At 63.1% G+C, this 18,900-nt stretch carries 19 protein-coding genes and 1 pseudogene; 14 read left to right on the forward strand and 6 right to left on the reverse strand.

All coding sequences use genetic code 11. The annotated features are described in order from the left end of the window. Window positions 1–39 precede the first annotated feature (39 nt). Window positions 40–999 (reverse strand): LysR substrate-binding domain-containing protein, encoded by a 960-nt coding sequence (locus tag LB543_RS00310; protein ID WP_224612071.1) that lies wholly within the window; start codon window positions 997–999, stop codon window positions 40–42. A gap of 111 nt (window positions 1,000–1,110) precedes the next feature. Here LB543_RS00310 and LB543_RS00315 point away from each other — a divergent pair, with 111 nt between their 5' ends. The 5 genes from LB543_RS00315 (at window position 1,111) to LB543_RS00335 (ending at window position 5,740) form a co-directional block, all read left to right on the forward strand. Further along, entirely contained in the window at window positions 1,111–1,944 is an 834-nt protein-coding gene (locus tag LB543_RS00315) for a hypothetical protein (RefSeq protein ID WP_181178726.1), read from the forward strand. Window positions 1,945–1,989: 45 nt separating this feature from the next. After that, entirely contained in the window at window positions 1,990–2,916 is a 927-nt protein-coding gene (locus tag LB543_RS00320; RefSeq protein WP_140812563.1) for a DMT family transporter, read from the forward strand. Continuing rightward, window positions 2,909–3,112, forward strand: coding sequence for a hypothetical protein (locus LB543_RS00325; protein ID WP_140761962.1), 204 nt, complete (start codon window positions 2,909–2,911; stop codon window positions 3,110–3,112). Before LB543_RS00320 ends, LB543_RS00325 begins: the two co-directional genes overlap by 8 nt. Window positions 3,113–3,273: 161 nt before the next feature. Then, window positions 3,274–3,726: a MucR family transcriptional regulator gene (locus tag LB543_RS00330; protein WP_224612838.1), complete on the forward strand. Its 453-nt coding sequence runs from the start codon at window positions 3,274–3,276 to the stop codon at window positions 3,724–3,726. Between the two features lie 136 nt (window positions 3,727–3,862). Further along, window positions 3,863–5,740 carry an ABC-F family ATP-binding cassette domain-containing protein gene (locus LB543_RS00335; RefSeq protein ID WP_224612073.1) on the forward strand — a complete coding sequence of 626 codons (1,878 nt, stop codon included), beginning with the start codon at window positions 3,863–3,865 and terminating at the stop codon, window positions 5,738–5,740. A gap of 45 nt (window positions 5,741–5,785) precedes the next feature. Here the strand turns inward: LB543_RS00335 and LB543_RS00340 are convergent, their stop codons facing one another. Together LB543_RS00340 and LB543_RS00345 are read right to left on the reverse strand one after the other, a co-directional pair. Beyond that, window positions 5,786–6,073 carry an addiction module antidote protein gene (locus tag LB543_RS00340; protein WP_224590478.1) on the reverse strand — a complete coding sequence of 96 codons (288 nt, stop codon included), beginning with the start codon at window positions 6,071–6,073 and terminating at the stop codon, window positions 5,786–5,788. Window position 6,074: 1 nt separating this feature from the next. Beyond that, a complete protein-coding gene (locus tag LB543_RS00345; protein WP_224612075.1) occupies window positions 6,075–6,371 on the reverse strand; it encodes a type II toxin-antitoxin system RelE/ParE family toxin in 297 nt (98 codons plus the stop codon). Window positions 6,372–6,468: 97 nt separating this feature from the next. Here LB543_RS00345 and LB543_RS00350 point away from each other — a divergent pair, with 97 nt between their 5' ends. Further along, entirely contained in the window at window positions 6,469–8,589 is a 2,121-nt protein-coding gene (locus LB543_RS00350) for a molybdopterin-dependent oxidoreductase (RefSeq protein WP_224612077.1), read from the forward strand. A 65-nt stretch (window positions 8,590–8,654) separates the two neighbouring features. Here the strand turns inward: LB543_RS00350 and LB543_RS00355 are convergent, their stop codons facing one another. Next, window positions 8,655–9,797, reverse strand: a complete 1,143-nt coding sequence (locus LB543_RS00355; protein ID WP_224612079.1) for a flavin-containing monooxygenase — start codon at window positions 9,795–9,797, stop codon at window positions 8,655–8,657. A 62-nt stretch (window positions 9,798–9,859) separates the two neighbouring features. Further along, the gene (locus LB543_RS00360; protein WP_224612081.1) at window positions 9,860–10,339 is read right to left on the reverse strand and encodes an Lrp/AsnC family transcriptional regulator; all 480 of its coding nucleotides are present in this window, start codon (window positions 10,337–10,339) and stop codon (window positions 9,860–9,862) included. 108 nt (window positions 10,340–10,447) lie between these two features. Here LB543_RS00360 and LB543_RS00365 point away from each other — a divergent pair, with 108 nt between their 5' ends. From LB543_RS00365 to LB543_RS00375, 3 genes and pseudogenes are all read left to right on the forward strand, one after another. Then, window positions 10,448–11,656 (forward strand): diaminopropionate ammonia-lyase, encoded by a 1,209-nt coding sequence (locus LB543_RS00365; RefSeq protein ID WP_224612084.1) that lies wholly within the window; start codon window positions 10,448–10,450, stop codon window positions 11,654–11,656. A 26-nt stretch (window positions 11,657–11,682) separates the two neighbouring features. Further along, window positions 11,683–11,871, forward strand: a pseudogene (locus LB543_RS00370) (Zn-dependent hydrolase); the annotation flags it as partial. Next, on the forward strand, window positions 11,864–13,024 hold the full coding sequence (locus LB543_RS00375) for a M20 aminoacylase family protein (protein ID WP_224612085.1): 1,161 nt from the start codon (window positions 11,864–11,866) through the stop codon (window positions 13,022–13,024). The pseudogene LB543_RS00370 and the gene LB543_RS00375, both read left to right, overlap by 8 nt. 275 nt (window positions 13,025–13,299) lie before the next feature. Here the strand turns inward: LB543_RS00375 and LB543_RS00380 are convergent, their stop codons facing one another. Next, the gene (locus LB543_RS00380; RefSeq protein WP_224612087.1) at window positions 13,300–13,560 is read right to left on the reverse strand and encodes a hypothetical protein; all 261 of its coding nucleotides are present in this window, start codon (window positions 13,558–13,560) and stop codon (window positions 13,300–13,302) included. Between the two features lie 111 nt (window positions 13,561–13,671). On the opposite strand from LB543_RS00380, the gene LB543_RS00385 reads away from it, so the two are divergent. The 5 genes from LB543_RS00385 to LB543_RS00405 all read left to right on the forward strand — a co-directional run bounded on the left by LB543_RS00385 (window position 13,672) and on the right by LB543_RS00405 (window position 18,898). Further along, window positions 13,672–13,845 (forward strand): hypothetical protein, encoded by a 174-nt coding sequence (locus LB543_RS00385; protein ID WP_224612089.1) that lies wholly within the window; start codon window positions 13,672–13,674, stop codon window positions 13,843–13,845. A 71-nt stretch (window positions 13,846–13,916) separates the two neighbouring features. Beyond that, window positions 13,917–16,010, forward strand: a complete 2,094-nt coding sequence (locus LB543_RS00390; protein WP_140812571.1) for an ATP-dependent helicase — start codon at window positions 13,917–13,919, stop codon at window positions 16,008–16,010. A gap of 9 nt (window positions 16,011–16,019) precedes the next feature. Further along, on the forward strand, window positions 16,020–16,802 hold the full coding sequence (dapB, locus tag LB543_RS00395; RefSeq protein WP_224612100.1) for a 4-hydroxy-tetrahydrodipicolinate reductase: 783 nt from the start codon (window positions 16,020–16,022) through the stop codon (window positions 16,800–16,802). Window positions 16,803–16,974: 172 nt separating this feature from the next. Beyond that, complete coding sequence (locus LB543_RS00400; protein WP_411908731.1) at window positions 16,975–17,979, forward strand: ABC transporter substrate-binding protein; 1,005 nt, start codon at window positions 16,975–16,977, stop codon at window positions 17,977–17,979. A gap of 109 nt (window positions 17,980–18,088) precedes the next feature. Further along, a complete protein-coding gene (locus tag LB543_RS00405; RefSeq protein ID WP_140761933.1) occupies window positions 18,089–18,898 on the forward strand; it encodes an ABC transporter ATP-binding protein in 810 nt (269 codons plus the stop codon). Window positions 18,899–18,900: the final 2 nt, after the last annotated feature.

Genomic DNA, 18,900 nt, shown 5'->3' on the forward strand with positions numbered 1-18,900 from the left:
CTGCGGTCATCGAGCGGCAAATGAGGACCAGTCCGAATTTCAGACAGCCTCTGAAGCCAAGTCGGTGATTTCGCTGTCCAACTGGCGTTGCGTCATGGCCGCTTCCGCCATCACCCACTGCTTGAACAACAGCACCTTGCGTGCGGCAAAGCTCTTGTGGGGCGAGACAAAGTACCAACCGGCCGTGTTCGGATGATGAACGGCAAAGGGAGCGACCAGCTTTTCGGCGCGGATATCACTGGCCATATAGGCGCGGTTGGCAACGGCAAAACCCATTCCGGAGTTGGCCGCCTCGTAGGACATCATGCACGAGTCGAAATAGATGCTTTTGGTCTCGCTGAGCACGAAGCTGGCGCCAGCGAAACCAAGCCAGGATTGCCAGTTCTGGGTGCAGGAGTCGGAATGCAGCAGCGTGAAGTGCTTGAGGTCATCCGGTGTGACCTTTGATAGCGGCTTGTCGCCGAGAACTTCATGGAACAGCTTGCGGCTGCACACCGGCGTCAGGTCTTCCCGAAACAGCAGGTCGGATGGCAGCCCGTTGAAGTGGCCGTCGCCATAGCGGATTTCGAGATCGAATTCGGAAGTCGTGAATTCATGCGTCGCGTACGAGGTCGAAACCCGCATCACGATATCGGGATGTTGCTGCTGAAAGAGCGGCAGGCGCGGAAACAGCCAGCGCGCGGCAAATGTCGGCAGTACGGATATCTTCAGCACATGTTCCTGTGATTGCCCGGTCGCTTCCATGCTGGCGGCGACGATCCGCTCCAGTGCCTCGCGAACGCGCGAGACATAGGTCTCGCCCTCCGGCGTCAGCGACACCGCATTGCCGCCGCGCTGGAAAATCTTGAAGCGCAGCTGGTCTTCCAGGCTCTTGACGCGCTGGCTGACCGCCGAAGCGGTGATGAACTGTTCTTCGCCGGCTCGCGTGAAATTGCCGTGCCTCGCAGCACTCTCCACGATTTTCAGCGAATTGAGGTTGACCTGACTGAGCAGACGCACGGTTTCGACCTTAAGCTTGGCTTACGGTAGCACTAGCATTCCTAATTTTACAGGGGGTGCTAATTTAATCGACTGTTAACCAAGTGTTTGCCCCCCACTTGGAGAAGTACAATGAACGCACATACCGTACCCGAATTGCGCTATGCGATGAGCCGCGAGGCCATTATCGGCCACGAAACCGCCTGGAAAGTGTCGAGCTTCGGCGTCGCGCAGTATCTGCATGGCTACGATCCGGCACTGCTTGCCGCGATCGAGGAGGCCGCCCTGAAGCTCAAGGCCAGCCATGCCGTGCACAAGCACCTCGATCTGACCTTCATCACCGGCGCCGACCGTTTCATCCCGGAAATCAAGGAGTTGCTGAACGACAAGTTGCGCCTGGAGCGGCTGTCCGACATGATGGGCACGCAGCTGGAGCCCTATCCGCTGTCGATCGTCGGTTCGACCGTTACCTTCATGAATCCTAGGGATGGCGCCGTCGAATGGCATTGCGACGGCGTTCCGGTCACCGAGCTTATTCCGCTGTCGATCAGCGATCCGCTGGTCGGCGGCCATCTCGAAATTTATTGCGACGATTCCGAGACCGGCCGCGCCATTCTCGAATCCGGCCGCGAGATTCCGCGCAACCGCATCATGCGCATCGATCACAAGATGAACTACGCGACGCTCGGGCAGTTCCTCGGCGTCCTGCATCGCACGGCGCCGATCCAGTTCGGCGAGCGCGTCACGCTGGTGCTCAACCAGCGCTCCGTGGCCAAGCCCTATGTCGACGACAACAGGATGTTCTATCTTGCCGCCGACAACGATCACGACCGCGAGTGGGTTAACGAACTGGCCGAAGATGTGTGGACCAACCAGCTGCCGGCCTATCGCCGGTTCGAGGCGGAACATCCGACGCCGGCCCCCGCCGAAGCGGCGGTTCCGGGTGGAGCCAGGGAATCATGGTAGCGACCCATGATCCCGAAAAGTGGGAACCGGTTTTCGGACGGGATCATGGTCGAACGCAGACATAGAGCCCAATGCCAATTCTTTCGGCATGGATCAGGCTCGATATCCGCGCTGGTCTTCGCCACCGGCGCGGTGGCGTTGTGGTCGACAAATGCGCTGGTCGGCAAATCCCTGCTGGCCGGTCACCCGGTGTCGCAGGTGCAGTTCCTGCAATTTGTAGGGGCTGCCCTGGTTTTCGCGGTGATCCGGTTAAGAAGCGGCGAGAAAGCCGCAGCAGTCACGGCGAATACCGCGCTGGTGCCGCTCGCGGTCGGTCTTATCGGTCTGGTCGGCACCATGGTGCTGCAATATGTCGCCTTTGCCTCGATGCCGGTGATCGAAGCCAATCTCGTGGCCTACACCTGGCCTTTGATGGTTGCCGCGGCAGTGATTGCCTTCGACAATCCCCGGCGTCCGGTTTTGCTGGGCCTTGCCGCGGCCCTTGGGTTCGTCGGCGTCGCGCTGGTGATTTCGGGAGGACGTGACCGCACCTGGTTCCAGGGTGACCTCGCCGGTTATTTGGCCGCATTCGGGTCTGCGCTGTGCATGGCGTTCTATTCGGTGATGGTGGGACGGCTCACCACTTCGCCGGACCGCCTGTTGCTGCCCTCGTCGCTGGTTGGCGTCGCCTTGACGCTCATATGGTCCGCTCGCGAAGGCGTCGCATGGCCCACCGGGGTGGATCTCGCCCTCGGGCTCTATCTCGGCGCCGGCCCGATGGGGCTGGGTTACTACTTCTGGTCGCGCGCCTTGAAGCTCGGAGGCAGCGGCAAGGTCGCTGTCGTCGCCTATCTCACGCCGATTGCCTCGACGCTGCTGCTGACCTTGTCCGGTGAACGGCTGACGACGACCGCCATTGCCGGCGCCATCCTCGTGATCGGCAGTTGTGTCGCGGTCGGCCTGGAGCGTTCGGAGGCGCAAGACTATGTTTGACGACAATGAACGTCTCGCCAGGCAGGAAGCGCATTGGCTCATCAAGGAATTCGGCGCCGAGGCACCGCTTTACGCCGCGATGAAGGCCGAAAAGGCGATTGAGCAGAAGGATTTCGGGCGTTGTGCCCGCTGGAAGCGTATTCTTGAGATATTGGCGGATGGTCGGACAACCAAGTCTGCCACTTCCAAGTATTAGATTTTCTAATTTGCGCGACGTCGATTTCCCATAAAGATAGTTGACGTCAAGTCTTGATTCGTTTTGGGACTTGGCGGCCCGTTGGGGGACGCGGTTAAAAAGATACATAGACAAAAGTCTTCACTGGGGTAGATGACTTTGTCGGAAATAGGGTGAAAGAATTGTCAAATATCGAGGATAAGATCGTTATCGAGCTAACCGCCGATATTGTCTCGGCCTATGTAGGCAACAATCCGCTTCCGTCTTCCGGCCTGCCTGACCTGATTGCCAGCGTCAGCGCCTCGGTCCGAAAGCTGGCTGGCGCGGCCGTCGTAGAAAGCCCGAGCCTGGTTCCGGCTGTAAATCCGAAAAAGTCGGTATTTCCCGACTACATCATCTGCCTGGAGGACGGAAAGAAGTTCAAGTCGCTCAAGCGACACCTCAGGACAGACTACGGTTTGAGCCCGGACGACTATCGGGCCAAATGGGGCTTGCCACCGGACTATCCGATGGTCGCCCCGAATTACTCGGCGACCCGGTCGGCGTTGGCGAAATCGACTGGACTTGGCCGCAAGCCGGCCGCTGCGCCGGCAGTCGCGGCCAAGGCGACAAAGCGCGGCAAGGCCACTGCCTGAGGCCTTGCTGGCCGGTATGGCAGGCCGCTGATCGGCTGCTCTGGCGGCGCATTATGTGCGCCGTTTCCAGGCCTTGTGCGGTCAACTGGCCCGCAAGGTCTTGCGAAGCGTTGATGTCCAGTGCAAAAGCGCGGCCATGCTTATCATCAATGACCTCTCGCTCCGCATGGCGGGGCGCTTGCTCCTCGACCATGCCTCGCTCACCTTGCCGGCCGGCACCAAGGCCGGCCTCGTCGGCCGCAACGGCACCGGCAAGACGACGCTGTTCAAGGCCATAACAGGCGATTTTCCCTCCGAGAGCGGCTCGATCAGCCTGCCGAAGAACACGCGCATCGGCCAGGTGGCGCAGGAAGCGCCTGGAACCGAGGACCCGCTGATCGAGATCGTGCTCAAGGCGGACCTCGAGCGCACCGCGCTGCTCGAAGAAGAAAAGACCGCCACCGATCCACACCGCATCGCCGACATCCATATGCGGCTGGCCGACATCGACGCCCATTCGGCCGAGTCCCGCGCGGCCACCATCCTAGCCGGTCTTGGGTTCGACGACGCCGCGCAGCGGCGTCCGGCCTCGTCCTTCTCCGGCGGCTGGCGCATGCGCGTGGCGTTGGCCGCCGTGCTGTTTTCCGAGCCGGATCTCCTGCTGCTGGACGAGCCGACCAACTATCTCGACCTCGAAGGCACGCTGTGGCTGGAAAACTATGTGTCGAAGTATCCGCACACGGTGGTTCTGATCTCGCACGACCGCGATCTGCTCAACCGCGCCGTCAACTCGATCGTTCACCTCGACCAGAAGAAGCTGACGTTCTGGCGCGGCGGCTACGACCAGTTCGAGCGCCAGTACACCGAGCAGAAGGAATTGCAGGAAAAGGGCCGGGTCAAGCAGGAGGCCGCCCGCAAGCACATGGAATCCTTCGTCGAGCGTTTTCGCGCAAAGGCTTCCAAGGCAAGACAGGCACAGTCGCGCATCAAGGCGCTGGAAAGGATGAAGCCGATCTCGGCCATCGTCAACGACACCGTACGGCCGTTCTCTTTCCCCGAACCCGTGAAGACGGTGGCCTCGCCGATCGTTGCGCTGAACAACGTCAATGTCGGCTATACCGAGAGTCAGCCGATCCTGAAGAAGATGACGCTGCGCATCGACGCCGACGACCGCATCGCGCTGCTCGGCGCCAATGGCAATGGCAAGTCGACGTTCGCCAAACTCCTTTCGGGTCGTCTGAAGCAGGAGACCGGCACCATGACGGTGGCGCCCGGGTTGAAGGTGGCGATCTTCGCCCAGCACCAGCTCGACGATCTGCGTCCCGAGGAAAACGCCTATGAGCATGTCCGTCGGCTGATGCCGGAGGCGCCGGAATCGAAAGTGCGTGGCCGCGTCGCCCAGTTCGGTCTCACGACCGAGAAAATGAATACGCCCGCCAAGGACCTGTCCGGTGGCGAGAAGGCGCGGCTGTTGATGGGGCTGTCCGCTTTCGAGGGGCCGAACCTGTTCATCCTCGACGAGCCGACCAACCATCTCGACATCGACAGCCGTGAATCGCTGATCCACGCACTCAATGAATTCCCGGGCGCCGTCATCCTGATCTCGCACGACCGCCATCTGCTCGAGGCGACCGCGGACCGGCTGTGGCTGGTCAAGGATGGCGCGGTCAATCCCTATGACGGGGATCTCGAAGACTACAAGACCCTGGTCACCGGAGTCTCCGGCGACCGCCGCGGCAAGCGCGAGGCCGACAAGGCGTCCAAAGCCGACCGCCGCCGCGATGCAGCCGCGCGCCGTGCCGCCTTCGAACCGCTGGCCAAGGAAATCCGCGCCACCGAGGCGCTGATGGACCGCATCCGCAAGCGCATCGATGGCATCGAGGACGAACTGTCCAACCCAGCGGTCTATGAGAAGGATCCGTCGACGGCGACCAGGCTCGCCAAGGAACGCTCGCAGCTTGCCCAGACGCTGGCCGGCCATGAGGAAAAATGGCTGACCATGTCCGCGGAGTACGAGGAAGGCACGGCGGAGTAGGGTGCTCGTCACTCCTCCTGCGGGGAGATTGCGCCGCGCTTGGCGTCAGGGATGTGGCCTTGTGGTCAACTGCATTCCCAGGGCATTCATCACGGCGATCGTGGTCTTCAATGTCGGGTTGCCATCGCTGCTGAAGGATCGATAGAGCTGTTCGCGCGATAATCCCGTCTGCTTGGCAATCTGCGTCATGCCTTTGGCGCGAGCCACCACGCCGAGCGCATGCGCGATATACCCGCTGTCTTCGGTCTCGAACGCTTCTGTCATGAAGATGGCAATGGCCTCATCGGAATTGAGGTCCTCGGCGGGGTCGTACGTACTCAATTTTTCAGGCATGTCATTCACTCCAATCGCCCGAAAGGCGTTTTGCTGTTTTTATGTCCTTCGTTTGACTGCCTTTGTCTCCACCGCACAGCAATATCAGCACCGTATTGCCGTGCTTGCGGTAGTAGATGCGGTAGCCTGGACCGTAGTGGATGCGCAATTCACTGATTCCGTCCCCGACGGGTTCGGCATCTCCCACATGACCGAAAGCAAGGCGGTCCAGGCGCGAGGCGATCAATGCGCGTGCACGTTCATCTTTGGGCTTCATTCGCCATTTGCGAAAAGTCTCCGTCTGTTTCAGCTCGAACATCAGTGTATTGTAGTTTTTAAACTACAGTCCGTCAAGGCTCTTTGCTCGCATTCATCTGGCCCTACACCTCAGCCTCCAAAGCCGCTAAACAGGATCCATGAACCAGCACGCGAACCTCCGCATCGGCCATTCGGCCTGTCCGCATGATTGCCCGTCGACCTGCGCGCTCGAGGTCGAACTGCTCGATGGCAACCGCATCGGCCGTGTCCATGGCGCCAAGGCCAACAGCTACACATCGGGTGTCGTCTGCGCCAAGGTCGCCCGCTATGCCGACCGCGTCCATCATCCCGACCGGTTGCTGAAGCCGCTGGTGCGCAAGGGCGCCAAGGGCGAGGGCGTCTGGCAGGAATCAAGCTGGGAGGCCGCACTCGACCTCGTCGCCGAAAAGTTCATCTCGGCCGAGGAGAAGTATGGCTCGGAGACGGTCTGGCCTTACTACTATGCCGGCACGATGGGGCTGGTGCAGCGCGACGGCATCGACCGGCTGCGCCACGCCAAGAAATATTCAGGCTTCTTCGGCTCGATCTGCACCAACCTCGCCTGGACCGGGTGGATGATGGGGGCAGGCGCGCTACGCGGACCGGACCCGCGCGAGATGGGCAAATCCGACTGCGTCGTGATCTGGGGCACCAATGCGGTGGTCACGCAAGTCAATGTCATGACCCACGCCATCAAGGCGCGCAAGGAGCGCGGCGCGAAAATCGTCGTCATCGACGTCTACGAAAACGCAACGATGAAACAGGCCGACATGGGCCTGGTGCTGAGGCCAGGCACCGACGGCGCGCTGGCCTGCGCGGTGATGCATGTGCTGTTTCGCGAGGGCATGGCCGATCGCGATTATCTCGCAAAATATACCGACGACCCGCACGGGCTGGAAGCGCATTTGCTGACGCGCACGCCGGAATGGGCCTCTGCTATCACTGGCCTTGGCGTTGCCGAGATCGAAGCCTTCGCGCGGTTGGTCGGCACGACCAAGAAAACCTATTTCCGCCTCGGCTATGGCTTTGCGCGGCAGCGCAACGGCGCCGTCAACATGCATGCGGCGTCCTGCATCGCCGCCGTCACCGGCGCCTGGCAGTATGAGGGCGGCGGCGCCTTCCATTCCAATTCCGGCATCTTCAAGCTCAATCAGGATGTGCTGGAGGGCACGAGGATGCGTGATCCCTCGATCCGCTATCTCGACCATTCGCGCATCGGCCCGGTGCTGACCGGCGCCAGCGACGCGCTTTATGGCGGACCGCCGGTGACGGCGATGCTGATCCAGAACACCAATCCAGTGAACGTCGCGCCCGAGCAGCGGCTGGTAAAGCAGGGTTTCCTGCGCGACGATTTGTTCACCTGCGTGCACGAGCAGTTCATGACCGACACGGCCAAGCTTGCCGATGTCGTGCTGCCGGCGACGATGTTCGTCGAGCATGACGACATCTACAAGGGCGGCGGCAACCAGCACATCACGCTTGGCCCCAAGCTGATCGAGCCGCCGCAAGGGCCGCGCACCAACCATTTCGTCATCGAGCAACTGGCCGCGCGCCTTGGCGTCGCCGACAGGCCGGGCTTCGGCCTCACCGAACGGCAGCATATCGACATCATTCTAGGCAAGCGCGGGCTGGGCAGCTTCGACTCCTTGAAGGAAGCGAAATGGGTCGACCTGCAGCCGGATTTCGAGACGGCGCATTTCATCCGGGGCTTTGGCCATGCGGACGGCAAATTCCGCTTCCGCGCCGACTGGACCGGGCAAGCGGCTCCCAACCGGCCGCCGAAGAGCATGGGTCTGTTCGGCCCGGTGGCGCGATTGCCCGAATTTCCCGATCATGTCGACCTGATCGAGGTGGCTGACGAGGCGCATCCGTTCCGGCTGACGACCTCGCCGGCGCGCAACTTCCTCAACTCGACCTTTTCCGAAACACCGGTTTCGAAGGCCAAGGAAGGCCGCCCGGAACTCCTGCTGCATCCCGATGACGCGGCGGCTCTCGAGCTTGCCGACGGCGACCGTGTCGAGATCGGCAACATGCGCGGCGAGGTGGTGCTGCACGCCAGATTGTTCGACGGCATCAAGCGCGGCGTCGTGATCGCCGAAGGCATCTGGCCGAACAGCGCGCATGAGCGCGGCGAAGGCATCAATGTGCTCACGGGAGCCGATGCGCCCGCACCCTATGGCGGCGCTGCTTTTCACGACAACAAGGTCTGGCTGCGCCGGGCGCAAGAACTGAGTGCATAACGGCGTCGATTTTCGGCATGATGTTCAGGATATCGTCCGCGGCGGATTGACAGCGCGGCCTGGTTTCACACCGGCAGGGTTTCGGCCGCCTTCTTCCTGTTTTGCCGCTGGCGGATATCGTCGGCGACTGCCTGGGCCTCGATCCCGATCTCGCGCAGCAGCCCGGTGACCGCGTTGTGAAAGCCGACCAGATAGAGGCCGAGATCCGAAGCGCCGGCATTGACGCCGCTGGGCCCCGGCTCGATGCCGGGTTCGAGGAACCTGGCATAGCCCGGCCGGTAACCGGTGGCGAAGAGGATGGCGTCGAATTCGCTGTCCCTGCCGTCCGTAAAACGGGCGCCGCGTTCCGAGATTTCGGCGATGTCGGGCGCCACCTTGATCGCGCCTTCGCGGATCTTGCCGATGGTGCCGACATCGATCACCGGAATGCGCGATGCAAGCGCGATCTGCTGCAGCAGTCCCTGCTTCGGCCGTCTGAGCCCAAACTTCTCCAGCCTGCCCAGCACCAGATCGAGGATGACGGGGAACAGGGCGTCATTGATGCGCTGTGGCCCGAACCGCGTCGCCATGCCGACCACCTGGATCGGCACGCCGAACAGTTCGCGCGGCACGATGTGGACGCCGCCACGCACCGAGATCGTCGGCCGGGCGCCGCCTTCCGCCAGATCGAGTGCAATCTCCGCACCGGTGTTGCCCATGCCGATGACCAGCACCGATTGGCCGGCAAAAGGCGTGGCGTTGCGATAGTCGGCGCTGTGCAGCGTCTTGCCCTTGAAGGCGTCCATGCCGGCGAATTCGGGCAGCAAGGGCTCGGCATTGTAGCCGGACGCGATCACCACATGCGAAGTGCGTAAGGCGCCGGACGTCGATTCCACCCGCCAGCCGCGACCCTCCCGGGCGACCGCCCGCACCGTTTCGCCGAAGCGGGGCTCAAGGTCGAAACGCTTTGCATACGCTTCGAGATACTCGACCACGAGATGGCGCGGCACATAGCGCGGATAATCCCTGGGGAAGGGGACGAAGGGCAGCGAGGAGTAGCGCTTGGTCGTATGCAGATGCACGCGGTCATAGTGGCGTCGCCAGGCTGGCGCCGCCTGCTGCTCCTTTTCGAGCATGACGAAATCCAGCCCGGCTTGCCGCAGGCACGCGCCAACCGCCAGGCCCGCCGGTCCGGCACCGATGATCGCGATTTTCGTGGTTTCGTCCATGCGCGCCTCCACCGCCAATTCGAGATCCAGAATGTCAGAGACGTGCCAAGGGTGCCACCGGCTCATCCAGGCAACGGCACCGTCAACCCGATCTTGACGCGGTCCATGGCGACGAAGGTGCGGAACTTCCGCACATTGTTGCTGCCGAAGAACAGTTTTCGCGTCAGCGCCTCGTAGGCGCCCATGTCGGCCACGGTGATGACGAGGATGAAGTCGCTTTCGCCGGTGACATAATAGCATTGCTGCACTTGCGGCTCCGCCGAGAATTGCCGCTTGGCCGTATCGATCAGTTCGGTGCGTTCGCTTTCCAGCTCGACCTCGACGAAGATGGTGATGGGCTGACCGACGGCCGCCGGCTCGACAATGGCGACATTGCCGGCGATGACGCCGGTCTGCTCCATGCGCTTGATGCGGCGCTGCACGGCAGGCGCCGACAGCTTCACCGCCTCGCCGATCAGCCGCTGCGGCGTCGTGTTGTCCCGCTGCAAAATGGCAAGGATGGCGAGATCGAAGCTGTCGAATGAGGCTGGCGGCTGAGGCACTGGCGTATCCCTAGTGAAACAAACTTGCATTCTGGGCGCCGAATTACAGCGCCTTTTGCGTGTTTCCTGCAATATCTTCTCTCGGATAATGCCGAGGAGAGACCGTCAATGTTCCTGACCAATCGCAATGCCTTGCATGGCCGGCCGCTGGACGCGGCCGATGCCGAAACCCTCGGCACTGCCGGGGCGGACACGGTCGAGCGTTTCCTTGCCCGCCGTGACAATCATCAGATGACGCCGCAGCACGCGCTGCCGGCGCTGGCGGGCGAACTCGGTCTCGCTGCCTTGCACGTCAAGGATGAGGGCTTTCGGCTCGGCCTCGGCAGCTTCAAGGCGTTGGGCGGCGCCTATGCGGTCTTCCGCCTAATCCTGGAGGAGGCCGGCAAGCGGCTCGGCCGCGCCGTCGATGTCGGCGATCTCGATCGGCCCGAAGTCCGGTCGGTAGCGGCGACTATGACGGTTGCTTGCGCCACCGACGGCAATCATGGCCGCTCCGTCGCACAAGGCGCCGGGCTCGTAGGCGCCAAGGCGGTGATCTTTGTCCATGCCGGCGTCAGCGTCGAACGCGTCGCGGCCATCGCTCGCTATGGGGCCGAGATGATCCGCGTCGACGGCAATTACGACGATTCGGTCAGGCAGGCCGCGCAGACCGCTGCCGAGAAAGGCTGGACGGTGGTTTCCGATACCTCGTGGCCGGGCTATGAGCGAATCCCTGGCCTGGTGATGCAGGGCTACACGGCGATCGTGCGCGAGGCGCTGCGCCAGCTCTCCGAACCGCCGACCCATGTCTTCGTGCAGGCCGGCGTCGGCGGCATCGCGGCCGCGATCGCCGGCCATCTCGCCATCGTTCTTGGTGAAACCAGGCCGGTTTTCACGGTGGTGGAACCCGCCCGTGCCGCCTGCGTCTTCGGCGCCGCCAAGGCCGGGCATTCGGTCAAGATCGAGCATGGCGAGGCGACGGTCATGGCGATGCTCGAATGCTACGAGGCCTCGCCGGTCGCCTGGCGGGTGCTGGCACGCGTCGCCGATGCCTTCATGACCGTCGACGAGGACGACGCCGTCGCCGTGATGCGTCGGCTGGCCCGCCCGGCCGGCAACGATCCGGCCATCGTCGCCGGTGAAAGCGGCGGGGTCGGTCTTGCCGGCCTGATCCGGGCGATGGCCGGTCACAAGGCCGAGCTTGGCCTCGACGCCGCTTCGCGCGTGCTGGTCGTCAACACCGAAGGCGCGACCGATCCCCGCCGCTATGCCGAACTCGTCGGCATGAATCCGGCGGATGTGCTTGCAGCCAAGGTGCTTTCTGGAGCAACGCCATGACCTCGATCGACGCACAAAGGCTGCTTGGCCGCATCCGCGATGCGCAGATGATGGCATGGCTTGCGCCCGCGGCGATGATTTTCGTGCCGAGCGCCGGCGGCATCAGCCACAATCCGCGCGAACATACCGCGGATGCCGAGCTTGTCGCCGGCGCCAACATCCTGCTTGATGTCGTCGCCCGCCTTGCGGATCAGGAGATATCAGGCAATGGCTGAAATCGACCGTGATGCGCTGAAGCGCGAGATGACCGGATGGCGGCGCGATCTGCACGCGCACCCCGAATTCGGCTTCGAGGAGACGCGCACCGCCGCCTTCGTCGCCGCCAAGCTGCGCGAATTCGGCCTGGACGATGTCACCGAGGGTGTCGGCGGCACCGGCGTCGTCGGCACTTTGAAGCGCGGCAGCGGCAACCGCGCCATCGCACTGCGGGCCGACATGGATGCACTGCGCATATCGGAGCAATCGACCGCACCATACCGCTCCGGCAATCCCGGTCTCATGCATGCCTGCGGCCATGACGGCCATACGGCGATGCTGCTGGGTGCCGCCAGGCTCCTGGCCGGGGAGGGCGGTTTCGACGGCACCGTGCGCTTTGTCTTCCAGCCGGCGGAGGAATGGGGAAAAGGCGCGTTGGCGATGCTCGACGATGGCCTGATGCAGCGCTTTCCCTTCGACGAGATATTTGGCCTGCACAACATGCCGGGCCTGCCCGTCGGGCATTTCGAAACCCGCGCCGGCCCGGTCATGTCGGCCGAAGATATTTTCGAGATCGTGCTCAGGGGGCTGGGCGGCCACGCTGCGCGGCCGCATTCGGGTCAGGAAACGCTGGTTGCCGCCTGTGCGCTGGTCACCAACCTGCAGACCATCGTCGCGCGTCGGCTGAGCCCAGCCGACATTTCCGTGGTTTCGGTGACCGAACTGGTCACCGACGGCACCCGCAACGCACTGCCGGGCCTTGCCCGCATCCTTGGCGACGCGCGCAGTTTCCGCCCCGAGGTCAGCGCCGAAATCGAACGCCAGATGCGCATCATCGCCGAGGGCATCGCTGCCGCCTACAACGTTGCCGCCGAAGTCAACTACACCAGGGAATTCGTGCCTTTGCGCAACGATGCCGAACTGGTCGATGCAGCCTTCGCGGCCGCCGGGACCGTGTTCGAGCCCGGCAATATCGCGGTCGCCCGCGAGCCGATGACGGCGTCGGAGGATTTCGCCCGCTTCCTCGACCACGTGCCGGGCTGCTTCGTCTTCCTCGGCAATGGCGAGGCCTCGGCACCGCTTCACAATTCCAGCTACGACTTCAACGATGATGGGCTGTTGTTCGGTGCCAATTTCCATGTCGCCATCGCCAGGCAGCGGCTTGGGACCTGAACCCTCGGGCCCTTTTCGCGGCATTTTACGGGGGGAAAACGCCCGGGAAAGGCTGAAATCCTTGATCTCGCATGACGCAGCGGCAAGACTCAGCTAGCCTCCCTGACGCGGCGGACCTGATATCCGCCTGGCCGGCGCTATCAGACTACCTCCCAAGCGGCGCCGGCCTTCTTCCTTGCGCTAAATTAGCTTTCGTTAAAGTTAGAATGCTCGCGCTTGGTGGAAGTTAGGGTTTTGCTGCCATGACTGCGGCAGGCTTTTGGTGTGCTGCGGGTTCATGGATGCGCGGGCGGAGCTGGATAAAGGCGTTGCGCCAGGATGAAGCGCAACAGGTGCGCGCGCGGATCACGGAACTCGAACAAAACTTGACCGCTGCCTCGGCCCAGACACGACAGCTGCGCCAGGACGCAGGCCACGAATTGCGCAATGCCAAGTTCCGCCTCGAGCGCCTCGAGGAATGCATCGCGGCAATGCGTTGAAGGCGCAATCGCCTTGCGCTGGACACCAGCGCGAGGATCGTTCCCAGCTTTTTTCATCGCCACCTCCTTCAACCTCGGAACGAAGCGGTGCCGGTTTGATTGCGGCGATTGCGCCGAGGGAACAAAACGACCAGCCTCAGGTTGACCCAGCGAAGGAGGACCGCCCAAATGATCCGCTTGCTTCTGGTTGGCACGCTGGCCTTTGTCGCTTACCGTCTCGCCCGCAAGATGATCGACGACGTACCTGACAATGTCGATCCGCTCTTGCTGCCGGCGCCCGCGAACGACCGCGAGGCGCTGCGCCGGCAGTCCGCGTCGATGGGCGTTGATCCGAAACGCTGATCGTATTGCTCGCCGACCTGGCGGCGTTGCTTCTCTGTTGCGAACAAAGCGGAAACGATGCTTGATGGGCGATGAACCTCGCCGCCCATGATTCGACTTTTTTGGAACAGACCGTCCAGCCAGCCTATCTCGCCCGGCTGAACGACGCCCAGCGTCAGGCCGTCGAACATGGCGACGGCAAGATTGCGGGGCCGCTGCTGGTCATTGCCGGCGCCGGCTCGGGCAAGACCAACACGCTGGCGCACCGGGTCGCGCATCTGATCGTCAAGGGAGCCGATCCGCGCCGCATCCTGCTGATGACGTTTTCGCGGCGCGCCGCATCCGAAATGGCCAGGCGCGTCGAGCGCATCGCCGGCGAGGTGCTCGGCCGCGATGCCGCGGTGATCACGGATGCGCTGACCTGGGCCGGCACTTTTCACGGCATCGGTGCGCGGCTGTTGCGCGATTATGCGCTGGAGATTGGCCTCGATCCGGCCTTCACCATCCATGATCGCGAGGATTCCGCCGATCTGATGAATCTCGTGCGCCACGAACTCGGTTTCTCCAGGACGGAAGCGCGCTTTCCAACCAAAGGCACCTGCCTTGCCATCTATTCTCGCGCCGTCAACGCGCAGGCGCCGCTCGGTGAGGTGCTGGGGTCTGCCTTCCCCTGGTGCGCCGGCTGGGCAGAACAGCTCAAGCAGCTGTTTGCGGGCTATGTCGAGGCCAAGCAGGCGCAGAACGTGCTCGATTACGACGATCTGCTGCTCTACTGGGCGCAGATGACGGCCGAGCCTGAAATCGCCACGCATCTGGGCGGGCGTTTCGACCATGTGCTGGTCGACGAATACCAGGACACCAACCGGCTGCAGGCGTCGATCCTGCTTGCGCTGAAACCCGACGGCGCCGGGCTGACCGTGGTCGGCGACGACGCGCAGTCGATCTATTCGTTCCGCGCCGCTGAGGTGCGCAACATCCTCGATTTTCCAAAGCAGTTCGCCCGGACCGCCGATGTGGTGATGCTGGAGCGTAATTACCGCTCGACCGAGACCATTCTGGCGGCCGCCAATGCGGTCATCGGCGAAGCCTCGGAGCGCTTCACCAAGAACCTGTGGTCGGAACGCAAATCCGCCGACAAGCCAAGACTTGTGACCGTTCGTGACGAGGTCGAGCAAGCCAACTTCGTCTGCGACACCATCCTGGCGGAGCGCGAGGCCGGTACCGCGCTGAAGTCACAGGCGGTGCTGTTTCGCGCCTCGCACCACAGCGGGCCGCTGGAGATAGAGCTGACGCGGCGCAACATTCCCTTCGTCAAGTTCGGTGGCCTGAAATTCCTTGATGCGGCCCATGTCAAGGACGTGCTGGCAGTGCTGCGCTTTGCCGAAAATCCGCGCGACCGTGTCGCCGGTTTTCGCGTGCTGCAGCTTTTGCCGGGCATCGGCCCTTCGGCAGCCGCGCAGATCGTCGAAGCCATGACGTCGGCGCTGGACGAGGCGATGGGCCTGGCCGGCTGGCGTCCGCCGCAGCGCGCCGCGGACGACTGGCCGGGTTTTGTCTCGCTCTATTCCGGCTTGCGGGCCGGCGCCAAATGGCCAGCCGATCTCGAACAGGTCAGGCTGTGGTACGAACCGCATCTGGAGCGCATCCACGAGGATGCGATCACGCGCCGGGCGGATCTGCTGCAACTCGAGCAGATCGGGTCGGGCTATGCCTCGCGCGAACGCTTCCTGACCGAGCTGACGCTCGACCCGCCGGACGCAACCAGCGACCAGGCCGGGCCGCCGCATCGCGACGAGGACTATCTGATCCTGTCCACCATCCACTCGGCCAAGGGGCAAGAGTGGAAGAACGTCTTCGTGCTCAACACGGTCGACGGGTGCATCCCGGCAGATCTCGGCGTCGGCACCAAGGAGGATATCGAGGAGGAGCGCCGGCTGCTCTACGTGGCGATGACACGAGCCAAGGACAGCCTCAACCTGGTCATGCCGCAGCGCTTCTTTCCGCACGGCCAGGCGGCGCGCGGCGACCGTCATCTCTATGCCTCGCGCACCCGTTTCATCCCGCCCTCCATCCTTGCCGCGTTCCAGCAGCTTTCGTGGCCGGCCGCGCAAGCGGCGCAGGGCAGGGCACAACGGCCGGAGGTGCGCGTCGACATCGGCGCGCGCATGCGCGGCATGTGGAAATAGCGGGAGCCGATGTCGCAGCCCCCGATCAGGATCGCCATCGCTGGCGCGCTCGGCCGCATGGGCCGCCAGATGGCGGACCCCGTGCGGGCCGATGCGCGTCTGGCGCTTGCCGCCCGCTTTCACCGGCCAGGCAGTGTCGGCGATGGGCTGGTGAGCCGCGACGAGGCACTTGCCGTGGCCGACGTGGTCATCGACTTCACCACGCCGGCCGCCTCCGCCGACCTGGCCAGCTTCTGTGCCGAGCGCGGCGGTCCAGCGCTGGTGATTGGCTCGACGGGTTTCGATGCCGCCGAGTTGGCCGCCATCGCGGCCGCCACTGAGACCGTCGCCATCGTGCGGTCCGGCAGCTTCTCGCTTGGGCTCAACATGCTGGTCGGACTGGTCGGGCAGGCGGCGCGGGCACTCGGCCCGCAAGACTGGGATGCCGAGATTTTCGAGGCGCATCATCGCCACAAGGTCGATGCGCCGTCGGGCACGGCGCTGATGCTGGGGCAAGCCGTTGCCGGTGGACGCGGCGTCGAACTGGACACGGTTGCCAGGCGCGTCCGTGATGGCGTCACCGGCGCGCGGCCGGCTGGCGAGATCGGCTTCGCGGTGGCGCGCGGCGGCAGCATCGTCGGCGAGCACAGCGTCAGCTTCTGCGCCGAGGGCGAGACCGTCACCGTGTCGCATGCGGCTGGCGACCGCATCATGTTCGCGCGTGGCGCCATCGCCGCAGCACTCTGGGTGGCAGGCCGTGCCCCCGGCGAATACGACATGGGCGATGTGCTGGGGCAGAGCGCTCGGTCGTGACGCTGCGAACCGATTTTTTTGCCTCGCGGCTGAAAGCCAGCTGAAAGCTTGGGCATGTCATGACAGTTTTGCGGTGTCACCGCATGTCCGGCCCACGACGGTCGGCGAGGGAGGAATGCGGCGCGGCTTCACAGCGCGTCGCCTAAATGGAGGAAGTTTTGTGACCGGTTTCATCTCGAAGCGTGCCTTGCGCACCGCCGCCTTGACGCTTGCCATCACCGCCACAGGCGCCACGGTGGCATCGGCGGCCGACGAAAAGATTTCCATCATGGTGGGTGGCTATGAAAAGCAGATCTATCTGCCCGCCAAGCTCACCGAAGCCCTGGGCTATTTCAAGGACGAGGGCCTCGACGTCGAGTTGCTGAACGAACCGGCCGGCGTCGACGCCGAAAACGAAATGCTGGCCGGCGCCGTGCAAGGCGTTGTCGGCTTCTACGATCATTGCATCGACCTGCAGGCCAAAGGCAAATTCGTCGAGTCCATTGTCCAGTTCAGCCAGGCGCCCGGCGAGGTCGAACTGGTTTCGACGAAGCATCCCGAAATCAAGTCGCCGGCCGATTTCAAGGGCATGAACCTTGGTGTCACCGGTCTCGGCTCCTCGACAAACTTCCTGACGGAATACCTTGCCGTGAAGAACGGCTTGAAGCTGGGTGAATTCACCTCGATCCCCGTCGGCGCCGGCGATACGTTCATCGCCGCGATGCAACAGGACAAGATCCAGGCGGGTATGACGACCGAACCGACCATCACCCGGCTGCTCAAGACGGGTGAAGCCAAAGTCCTTATCGACATGCGTACGATAGAAGGCACCAAAGCCGCGCTCGGCGGCACGTACCCGGCCGCCTCTCTCTACATGCAGACAGATTGGGTCGAGGCCCACAAGGATGTGGTGCAGAAGCTGGCCAATGCTTTCGTCAAGACGCAGAAATTCATCAATACCCATAGCGGCGCTGAAATCGCCGACAAGATGCCGAAGGACTACTACGTCGGCGACAAGGAAGGTTATGTGAAGGCCCTCGATGCCGGCAAGGCGATGTTCACCGCCGACGGCACAATGCCCGAGGGCGGCCCCGAGACGGTGCTGACTGTGCTGTCGGCCTTCAAGAAGGAACTGCAAGGCAAGCAGATCGATCTGTCGAAAACCTACACGACGGAATTCGTCAAGAACGCGAAGTAACCCGTCTGCCGGCGCGATGCACCGCATCGTGCCGGCAATCGTCTGGTTTTCCATGTCCAGCGGCCCTGGCCGATGGCGGTTCTTCGTTCGAACCCGGAGTTAGCCCAGCATGGCACAAGAAAAAAGCGCACCGGCAATCGAGCTGATCAATGTCAGCCGCCGCTTCCTGTCACCAACCGGCAAGTCGCTGACCGCGATCCGTGAATTCACCATGACCGTAGAGCGGGGCGAATTCGTCGCCGTCGTCGGCCCGACCGGCTGCGGAAAGTCCACCACCCTCAACCTCGTCACCGGATTGGCGAGCCCAAGCGCGGGCGAGGTCCGGGTCATGGGCGCGCCCGTCAAGGGCATCGATTCCCGCATCGGCTTCGTCTTTCAAAGCGACGCGCTGTTTCCATGGCGCACGGTGATCGAGAACGTCATGGCCGGGCCGCTCTTCCGTGGCAGGGCCAAGGCAGAAGCGATGGCGGCGGCGCGCGACTGGCTTGCGCGCGTCGGCCTGGCGCGCTTCGAACATCACTATCCGCACCAGCTCTCCGGCGGCATGCGCAAGCGCGTGGCACTGGCGCAGACCTTCATCAATGGCCCCGAGATTCTGCTGATGGACGAGCCGTTTTCCGCGCTCGACGTGCAGACGCGTGTTCTCATGCACGAGGAACTGCTGCGTCTTTGGTCCGAAGCCAAGGCCTCGGTCGTTTTCGTTACCCACGACCTTGAGGAAGCAATAGCACTGGCCGACAAAGTCTACGTGCTGACCGCCGGGCCGGCGACTGTGAAGTCGGTCTACACGATCGACCTGCCGCGCCCGCGCGTCGTCGCCGACATCCGCTACGAGCAAAGCTTCATCGACTATTCGCGCACCATCTGGGCCGATCTCAAGGAAGAGGTCGAGACCAGCTATGCCCGCGCTGCCGCGTGAGG

Origin of the sequence: Mesorhizobium sp. ESP7-2 (assembly GCF_020164715.1) — a bacterium.
GTDB lineage: Bacteria > Pseudomonadota > Alphaproteobacteria > Rhizobiales > Rhizobiaceae > Mesorhizobium.

What these genes read in the sequence shown, in the direction of transcription:
- LB543_RS00315 (WP_181178726.1), top strand. Translation starts at nt 1,111, where the DNA reads ATGAACGCACATACCGTACCCGAATTGCGCTATGCGATGAGCCGCGAG.
- LB543_RS00320 (WP_140812563.1), top strand. Translation starts at nt 1,990, where the DNA reads ATGGTCGAACGCAGACATAGAGCCCAATGCCAATTCTTTCGGCATGGA.
- LB543_RS00325 (WP_140761962.1), top strand. Translation starts at nt 2,909, where the DNA reads ATGTTTGACGACAATGAACGTCTCGCCAGGCAGGAAGCGCATTGGCTC.
- LB543_RS00335 (WP_224612073.1), top strand. Translation starts at nt 3,863, where the DNA reads ATGCTTATCATCAATGACCTCTCGCTCCGCATGGCGGGGCGCTTGCTC.
- LB543_RS00340 (WP_224590478.1), bottom strand. Translation starts at nt 6,073, where the DNA reads ATGCCTGAAAAATTGAGTACGTACGACCCCGCCGAGGACCTCAATTCC.
- LB543_RS00345 (WP_224612075.1), bottom strand. Translation starts at nt 6,371, where the DNA reads ATGTTCGAGCTGAAACAGACGGAGACTTTTCGCAAATGGCGAATGAAG.
- LB543_RS00350 (WP_224612077.1), top strand. Translation starts at nt 6,469, where the DNA reads ATGAACCAGCACGCGAACCTCCGCATCGGCCATTCGGCCTGTCCGCAT.
- LB543_RS00355 (WP_224612079.1), bottom strand. Translation starts at nt 9,797, where the DNA reads ATGGACGAAACCACGAAAATCGCGATCATCGGTGCCGGACCGGCGGGC.
- LB543_RS00365 (WP_224612084.1), top strand. Translation starts at nt 10,448, where the DNA reads ATGTTCCTGACCAATCGCAATGCCTTGCATGGCCGGCCGCTGGACGCG.
- LB543_RS00375 (WP_224612085.1), top strand. Translation starts at nt 11,864, where the DNA reads ATGGCTGAAATCGACCGTGATGCGCTGAAGCGCGAGATGACCGGATGG.
- LB543_RS00380 (WP_224612087.1), bottom strand. Translation starts at nt 13,560, where the DNA reads ATGAAAAAAGCTGGGAACGATCCTCGCGCTGGTGTCCAGCGCAAGGCG.
- LB543_RS00385 (WP_224612089.1), top strand. Translation starts at nt 13,672, where the DNA reads ATGATCCGCTTGCTTCTGGTTGGCACGCTGGCCTTTGTCGCTTACCGT.
- LB543_RS00390 (WP_140812571.1), top strand. Translation starts at nt 13,917, where the DNA reads ATGAACCTCGCCGCCCATGATTCGACTTTTTTGGAACAGACCGTCCAG.
- dapB (WP_224612100.1), top strand. Translation starts at nt 16,020, where the DNA reads ATGTCGCAGCCCCCGATCAGGATCGCCATCGCTGGCGCGCTCGGCCGC.
- LB543_RS00405 (WP_140761933.1), top strand. Translation starts at nt 18,089, where the DNA reads ATGGCACAAGAAAAAAGCGCACCGGCAATCGAGCTGATCAATGTCAGC.